6 protein-coding genes and 1 tRNA gene are annotated in these 7,351 nt (G+C 60.9%); 3 read left to right on the forward strand and 4 right to left on the reverse strand.

Annotation, left to right across the window (positions count from 1 at the left end; translation table 11 throughout):
• The first annotated feature begins 406 nt into the window (after positions 1-406).
• The 3 genes from CMI59_RS14790 (at position 407) to CMI59_RS14800 (ending at position 3,742) form a co-directional block, all read left to right on the forward strand.
• A tRNA-Glu gene (locus tag CMI59_RS14790) sits at positions 407-482 on the forward strand.
• A 163-nt stretch (positions 483-645) separates the two neighbouring features.
• Positions 646-2,589 (forward strand): glycosyltransferase family 2 protein, encoded by a 1,944-nt coding sequence (locus tag CMI59_RS14795; protein ID WP_293329003.1) that lies wholly within the window; start codon positions 646-648, stop codon positions 2,587-2,589.
• Complete coding sequence (locus tag CMI59_RS14800) at positions 2,579-3,742, forward strand: hypothetical protein (protein ID WP_293329004.1); 1,164 nt, start codon at positions 2,579-2,581, stop codon at positions 3,740-3,742. Before CMI59_RS14795 ends, CMI59_RS14800 begins: the two co-directional genes overlap by 11 nt.
• 13 nt (positions 3,743-3,755) lie before the next feature.
• On the opposite strand, the gene CMI59_RS14805 is transcribed toward CMI59_RS14800, so the two are convergent.
• From CMI59_RS14805 to CMI59_RS14820, 4 genes are all read right to left on the reverse strand, one after another.
• Positions 3,756-4,535 carry a hypothetical protein gene (locus tag CMI59_RS14805; protein WP_293329005.1) on the reverse strand — a complete coding sequence of 260 codons (780 nt, stop codon included), beginning with the start codon at positions 4,533-4,535 and terminating at the stop codon, positions 3,756-3,758.
• Between the two features lie 231 nt (positions 4,536-4,766).
• Complete coding sequence (locus CMI59_RS14810; RefSeq protein ID WP_293329006.1) at positions 4,767-5,174, reverse strand: MAPEG family protein; 408 nt, start codon at positions 5,172-5,174, stop codon at positions 4,767-4,769.
• Between the two features lie 76 nt (positions 5,175-5,250).
• Positions 5,251-6,198: a hypothetical protein gene (locus tag CMI59_RS14815; protein WP_293329007.1), complete on the reverse strand. Its 948-nt coding sequence runs from the start codon at positions 6,196-6,198 to the stop codon at positions 5,251-5,253.
• 108 nt (positions 6,199-6,306) lie between these two features.
• Positions 6,307-6,957, reverse strand: a complete 651-nt coding sequence (locus CMI59_RS14820) for a DUF1134 domain-containing protein (RefSeq protein ID WP_293329008.1) — start codon at positions 6,955-6,957, stop codon at positions 6,307-6,309.
• Between the last annotated feature and the right edge of the window lie 394 nt (positions 6,958-7,351).

A 7,351-nucleotide genomic window follows, 5' to 3' on the forward strand; every position in this document is an offset into this window, starting at 1 on the left:
CCGCCAGCGCCGGGGAGGAGGGAGGAGAGGCGCTGGCGGCTTCAAGAAACACGATCGGGGAGGAGGTCGATCACTGTGTTTCGTGAGTTATATATCCCGCACTCGTGACAATCTGTCAACACTGTTTCTTGTGCAATGCAAAATAATTTTGCGGGATGGAATGAGTTAGATGTGTTCCTTAATGCATTGTAATTAAATGTACAATGTTTCTCTATGTGAGCGTTTCTACGTAAACCGGGATGAGTATGCGGTGGTTTGACGCAGTGCAGAGGGGTGTTTTTAGGGTGCAGCCCCTAGCTAGCGCAGCGGAGCCGGCGAAAATCCCGGCACAACGAGGCCGTTCAAGCCGATTGCACTTGATCCGGGATGCCAAACCGTCATATACGAGGCGCCCGTACCGGACCGCGTCCCCTTCGTCTAGTGGTCCAGGACGCCGCCCTCTCACGGCGGAAACAGGGGTTCGAGTCCCCTAGGGGATGCCAGTCCGATGCATGTAAAACCCGCCGAATTCCGGCGGGTTTTTGCTTTTGAAGTGCCAATTCGGGGCCGGCTTTCCGCGCTGCGTATCCGCTTTCTTAACTCTGTTCCTGCTTAATTCGCCCTTATCCGCGCGCCACCGTTCCGTGCCGCCTTCAAGGGCTGGAAATGAATAGAGCTTTTCCCCAATCCGCTCCCATATCCACCGGTCTTTCCCTGATGCCGAAGGGCGATCAGTCTGCCTTGCACATCAAGGTCGGCCAGCGCCTGCTGGGCAAGGGGCTGCTGACGCCGGATACGCTCGCGGCGGCGATGGAAGAGCAGGACCGCTGGGGGTCCCACCTCGGTCATGTGCTGTTGGGGAAGGGGATCGTCCGGCCGATCGACTATTTCCGCACGCTGGCGGATGTGCTGAGGGTTCCGTTCGTCAACCTCCAGGTGCATCCGGCCGATCCCAGCCTGTGTTTCTACGGAGACCGGAACGACTACGCTTCCGTGGGGCTCATCCCCTGGCAGCGCGAAAGCGGCCGCGTCATTCTCGCGACGACGGCGGTCACGCCCCGGCAGCATGAATGGGCGCGTAGCCGTTTCGGGCGCAATGGCTATGCATTCGTCATTACGTCGCCCTATGACATTTTCTGGCAGACCCAGCGGCTCTTTCGCGAGGAAGACAGCGCGCAGGCGCTCGATGCGCTTTATTCCCGGATGCCGGAGCATTCCGCGAAGATCACGATGACCGTTCCCCAGCGCAACGGTTTGATCGCGCTGGGCATTCTTTATCTGGCGCTCTGCGTGGTCCGGCCCGGGGATGTCTTCGTGGGGACAATGGCGGTGCTCACCGTCTTTTATCTCGTGACATTTCTTTTCAAGTTTCTGCTCACCTGGGTAGGGGCGAACCGGAATGTGGACGTGCAGATCTCGGACGGCGATGTCGCCGCGATCCGCGATCAGGATTTGCCCGTCTATACGGTTCTGGTGCCGATGTATCGCGAGGCGAGCGTGTTGCCGCTGCTGGTCAATTCGCTGAAAGGGCTGGACTATCCCGCTTCCAAGCTCGATGTGAAATTTATCCTCGAGGAGGATGACGAAGAGACGATTGCCGCTGCCAAGGAACTCGGTATGCCGGCCAGCTTCGAAATCGTCCGCGTACCGCATTCCGAGCCGAAAACGAAGCCCAAGGCCTGCAACTATGCGCTCACTTTCGCACGAGGCGAGTTCGCCACCATCTATGATGCGGAGGATATGCCGGAGCCCGACCAGCTGAAAAAGGCGGTTATCGCCTTCAGGCGGTCGGAAAGCAGCGTGGCCTGCCTGCAGGCGCGCCTGAACTATTTCAACCGGCAGGATAATTGGCTGACGCGGATGTTCACGCTGGAATATTCGCAGTGGTTCGATTTTCTCCTGCCCGGGCTCGACTGGCTGAAGGTCCCCATTCCGCTGGGCGGCACCTCCAATCATTTTCGTGTCTCGGTGTTGCGGCAGGTCGGCGCCTGGGATCCCTATAATGTGACGGAGGATGCCGATCTCGGCGTCCGTTTCGCGCAGGAAGGCTATACGGTCGGCGTTATCAACTCGACGACCTATGAAGAAGCCAATGGCGTTCTGCCGAGCTGGATCAAGCAGCGATCACGATGGGTGAAAGGCTATATGCAGACCTGGCTGGTGCATATGCGTCATCCCTATCATCTGTGGCAGTCCATCGGGCCCAAGGGGTTTTTGAGTTTCCAGCTCTTCGTGGGCGGGCCGCCGCTCGTCATGCTCATCAATCCGTTTTTCTGGCTGGTGACGATTGTCAGCCTGACAACGAACTGGATTCAACTGGGCGACCTTCTGCCCGAACCGGTTGCTTTCATTGCGGCGTTCAATCTGATCGTCGGCAATCTCTTCCTTGTCTATTTCGGCATCATCGCCGCCCTGAAGCGGCGCTATTACGACCTGGTGCTTCAGGGCATTCTTCAGCCCTTCTATTGGGTCCTGCATTCGGTCGCCGCCTACAAGGCGCTGTGGCAGCTCATTACGATGCCGCACTACTGGGAGAAGACGGAACACGGCACGAGCCTTCAGACCAAGCATGCGCTTGCGCAATTGGGAGGGGCTGCGAATGGCAAATAGTGTGACGCTTCCGGCGCCGCGCAAGGCAACAACGGCCTTCGTCGTTATCGTGCCGGCGCTGGCCTTCTTCGTTCTGGTGGCGGCGCAACTGCCTGCCTTGCATCATCTGGTGCCCGCTCTTCAGGGGTTCTGGAGCGACCGTCCCGGCGAGATGGAGGTTGCGCCTCACGCCTGGATATCGCTCTTCGTCGTTGCGGTGCTGAATGTCTTGCCGGGCATCTGGAATTTGCATGCCGCGCTGATCATGGTGTCGTCGCTTGGCGCCGCCTTTTCTCTCGGACTGCTTTTCAAGGCGATGCAGAGCGATCGCTGGAGGGTGTGGGAAGCCGTTTTGCTGCTCGCGCTTGTGGCCGCGCAGCCGCTTGTCATCTACCTGACGGTAAATGCGAATGAATCGATCCCCTTTGCGCTGACCTTCGGCATGCTCGTTTATGCCGCCAACAGGCTCGATGTGAACGGGGATGTGCAGAGCCAGATGACGTTCGGGCTGTTTCTGCCGTTGCTGGCGCTGGTTCGGCCGGAGGTGGCGGTTTTTATTCCGGTACTCGCTTTTCTGGTGCCGTTGAGAGATCGCGCAGCACGGCGTGACATACGCGCGTTCACGGCGCTTTTCCTCGTTTCGATCCTGCCGACCTTTCTGGTCCTGTTCAGCCTCTATTGTCTGGTTTCGAGCCTTGAAGCGAGTCCGCTGGAGTTCCTGCGGCTCTTCCTCGACCCGGTTTCCTCATTAGCCTCGGCGCCTGGAGATATGGTCGAGGCGCAGCTTTATCCCATGCTGTATCTGACGCCGCTGGTCGTCTTCATGCTTGGATATACGTTGCTCGTCGGGCAGGGGCGGCGTCACATGGGCGGCGCTTTCGTTGCGCTAGCGCTGCCCGCCATGCTCGCCGGGGCCAATGCGCTGTTCGGCTGGGGTGTGGATTATCGGATGCCGGCTGCGGTGCTGGTCGCGACGTCGGCGGCCTGGATTGCATCGACCGAACTTCAGGCGAAAGGCCGTAAAGGCGCCATCATCGCATTGGGGCTTTGCGCAGCGCTGGGCTGGGGCGTGCCCTTGACAGGCGGTGCGAAAGGTTTTGCCGGGCCGGCCCCACAGCATGCCGTCGAGCGGCCGGGTGTGACCGGGCTTCTCCGTCTCGCTCCTCAGTATTGAGTGAGAGACGCGGTCAGAAATTGACCCAGATCGCCGCAATCACGGCGCGTTCGGCAGGGGTGCGACTGCCTGCGACCGTCGCAAATCCACCGAACTGGAAGGATACGGAATCCGTCAGCCGCCGGACGGCGGAGAGCTGCAGCTTATGTTGCCGCCCCTGATAGGCGAGGTTGGAGCCATCGCCCGATGAAAAAACATTGAGCGACTGGAGGAGCAGGAGCCAGTTCCTGCTGGTGCGGATGCCCAATGTCAGGTCCGGGCGAATCTCGTCCTTGTAGCCGTTCGTCCGCAGCCGATAGGCCAGTTCGGCATCGATGTAGGAGGGGTAGCCGAAGAGCGGAAAGGTGTAGCCGTAGAGAGCCCGAAGCTCCGCATCCGTGCCTTCCGACGTCAGAAGCGAACGGCCAGGCAGAAGGGCCGAAGCCTGCAGGGAAAATATCTGATCGTCGTCGTTCCAGATTACCCGCCGGACGCCGATCTCCGTATTGCCAAAGCCGGTCGCGCTCTGGGCCGGGGGCTCGGGATGGAGATTGGAAACCTCGATTTTCGTGATTAGCGTCGTTTCGTCGTCGATACCGAATTCGCCGTAGAGCTCGACGCTCTCCTTGCGGAAGCGCGACGTGCTGCGGCTGCTGCCATTGTCATCGAATTCATCGGTGGCGCGGCTCACTGTGACGGTGGTGATGGCCTGCGTTTTTCCGGCTTCCTGCGGCCAGGCCCCGGCCAGCGCGTGGCTTGTCATGAGGCCCGTGACACATGCGGTGGCAAAGAGGAGGCGCGTCGAACTTGGCATAGAGGCTTCCGCGGACATTGTGGTGGCGCCGGTCGCCGGGGCGAATCCGCAGGGACGTGGCGGCCTTCCGATTCCGGGGTGAGAGTAGATAAGGAAGCTCTACGCAAGGTTAACGAGGTGTAACGCTTCCGGGCACATATCCGTGTGATCCGGTCTGAACGGCAAAAGGCGCGCCACGGCTTTTCGCGGCGCGCCTTTGTCGATATCGGGTCGTCCTGGGGTGTCGGGGCGCTAGATGGCGATACCGGCAAGCGTCATTACAAGTCCGATCAATGCGCCGATGAGCAGGAGCACCGTCGAAAGAATGCCGATGGTGAAGCCGGTGGAGCGTTTCAGCGCTTCACTGTAGTAGCCGCGCGCATAGACGATGCGCCCGAGCGGATAGAAGACACCTACCAGCGCGGCCCATTGATCGCCGATCGTCAGCGCGAAGAGCCAGAGAGCGGGCAGGAAGAGCGCGAGCCCTTCCGTGGTGTTGCCCTGGACGCGCAGTACACGGAGGAACTCTTCAGGGCCATCCATGCGCGGCGCGGGGACTTCGAAACGCTGACGGGCCTTGCCGACCTGCAAGGCCATCCAGAAATAAACGAGAAGTACGAAAATCGTGACCAGTCCGGTCAATGGATAGGCGAAAGCCATGGTCCTCTCCTCCGATGGAGTTCATCCGTATGAGGAGAGCAGGAGCCTGCGGTCCGTGCAATGATTCTTAACCGGATTAGTGGGGCAGGCCTGCCTCAAGGGCGCGGATACGCTCATCCAGCGGAGAAGCCCCCGGTTTTCCGGTGTGCTTCTCAAGCTCCTGCGGCTCGTCTTCGGGCTTTTCGCCGTTATCGTCCATGGGGGCTTCGGCGGAGGCGGGCAGGGCGGCAGAGGGGACCTCCGATGGCGTGCCATAGGCGGTCTGCACCCTGTCGGTCAGCTCTTCCAGCGTGTCGGCGATCCCGTCACCCTGAGGGGCGCCCTGCTGGCCGTCGGCGGGCGTTTCGCCGGTTTTTTCCTCGGCCTCGCTGTCGGCCTTTGCCTCAGCTGTTTCTTTTGGCGCTTCCTCTGACGCTTCTTCGGGCGCTTTACGGGGCTTATCGCGCGGAGCGATTTCCTCGACGATGTTGTTGAGATCGTAGGCGAGGCGGGCCGCTCTCTCGCCGATGTGCCGCAGGCTGGCTTGGGATTGTTCCTTGCGGTGGTCGTTCTGTGACAGGGCGGCCTCGAAATCCGCGATGCGCTGGTTCATGGCGGCAAGGTGGTCGTCCTGCGCCTGCCGTTCGGCCTGCGAGCGGGCAAGTTCGGCCTCCAGCTCGGTCAGGCGCGCGCGCAGGCGCTCCATCTCCCGGGCCGTCTCGGCTTTCGTTTCGGCGGTTTCCGTTTCGGACTGCCGCTGCTGTTCCTCCGCCTCATCGGTGCCGGGGGAGGAGGGCGACTCATTGGCTTCCAGGGCTTCCAGGGCTTCCAGCTTTTCCAGGCGGCTGCTCAGCTCGGTCAGGCGGGCGTTCCGGTCGTTCAGCATGTCGCGCAGGGCGTCATGCTCCTCTCCGGCCGGATCGGTTCCGGCCAGATTGCGTGTGGTGACGGTGACGGCGCGCCGCCAGATGAACTGACTTGCAATGATGGCGAACAGTGTTGCTATCAGAAAGCCAAGCGCGAACAGCATCAGGCTTTCGATCATGGACACCTCTTACTGGCAGGCGGACGACAATCGGCGCCAAACTGCCAGAAAAGAGGGGTCCATTCCAGTCGGCATGTCCCCAATCAGGACAGTTTCACCGCGGGTGTGTCAGAAGGGCAGCCATTCGCGCTCGCGGCTGTAGTTCAGATAGCCCACCGAGGCACCCAGCCGGATTCCGATGCCCGAGCGCATGGGCGCCAGGATGATATCGCCGCGCTGCTGGTAGTTCACGCCAACACCGCCCACAAGATAGGCGCTGCCCTCCACACCCGGAAAGCGCTGGTAGATCGCGTCTGTATTCGGCAGGTCGTAGACGAGGGTAAAGACCTTCACCGCGTCGCCGCCGAAATCCCAGCCCGCGCTCGGTCCCTGCCAGTAGACCTTGGACCGGCCACCCTGCTTCATGACGAGATCGCCCTGGCCGTAGCGCAGGCCGATGACGAAGGCACCGCTGGCTTCCTCGCCCTTGATAAAGGCGTTGGGCTGGCCGTATTGCGCGAAGACCCGGTGTACGGCCTTGGCCAGGCCTTCCGACACGCCGCCGAAGAAATCGCCTGCTGCGGCAACGACTTCCTGCTCGGTATAGGTCTTTTCCGACTTGCTCTCGACCTTGGGTGCCTGGGTGGCGTCGTTCGGTCCGGCCATGGCCGGCAGAGAAGCCGTCGCAGAGGCGGTTGCAACCAGTCCCGCCATGCAGACGCCTTTCAGCAAGGTGCGCGCCTTGCGTGAGGTCTCGGGGGAACGTGTCGTGATGGCCATTCGGATTTCTCCCATTTGCTAAAGACGTCCGTCGAACCGGAGGACCGGTTCCCATCGGGAATCACTGTCTCTTTCAGGCACTTTAACGCAGGTTTTACAAAGCCGGTGCGACGGAGCGTCGGCTTTCTGCACGCCATGTCGAGGACAGTGGGTAGCCGGGCCAGATGGTCGCGAGGTGAAGAAAACTGGTCTTTTTCAAGGCAATTACGGAATTTCAGCAGCGATGGGCGGGTGCTACGCCCCGTTTCACTATGGGACAAAAGGCCATTGGCATGAGCGTTGCTCTACTGAGGGTAACGGTTTCCCGCCGAGGCCCCTTTTGTATTGCGTACTGGCCTGGCGGGGCCGGCGCGAGCCTCCGGCGGTCGGGGGGCCAGTTCCGGGCTCGCGCCGG

The sequence above is a fragment of the Parvibaculum sp. genome (assembly GCF_002684405.1).
Taxonomy (GTDB): domain Bacteria; phylum Pseudomonadota; class Alphaproteobacteria; order Parvibaculales; family Parvibaculaceae; genus Parvibaculum.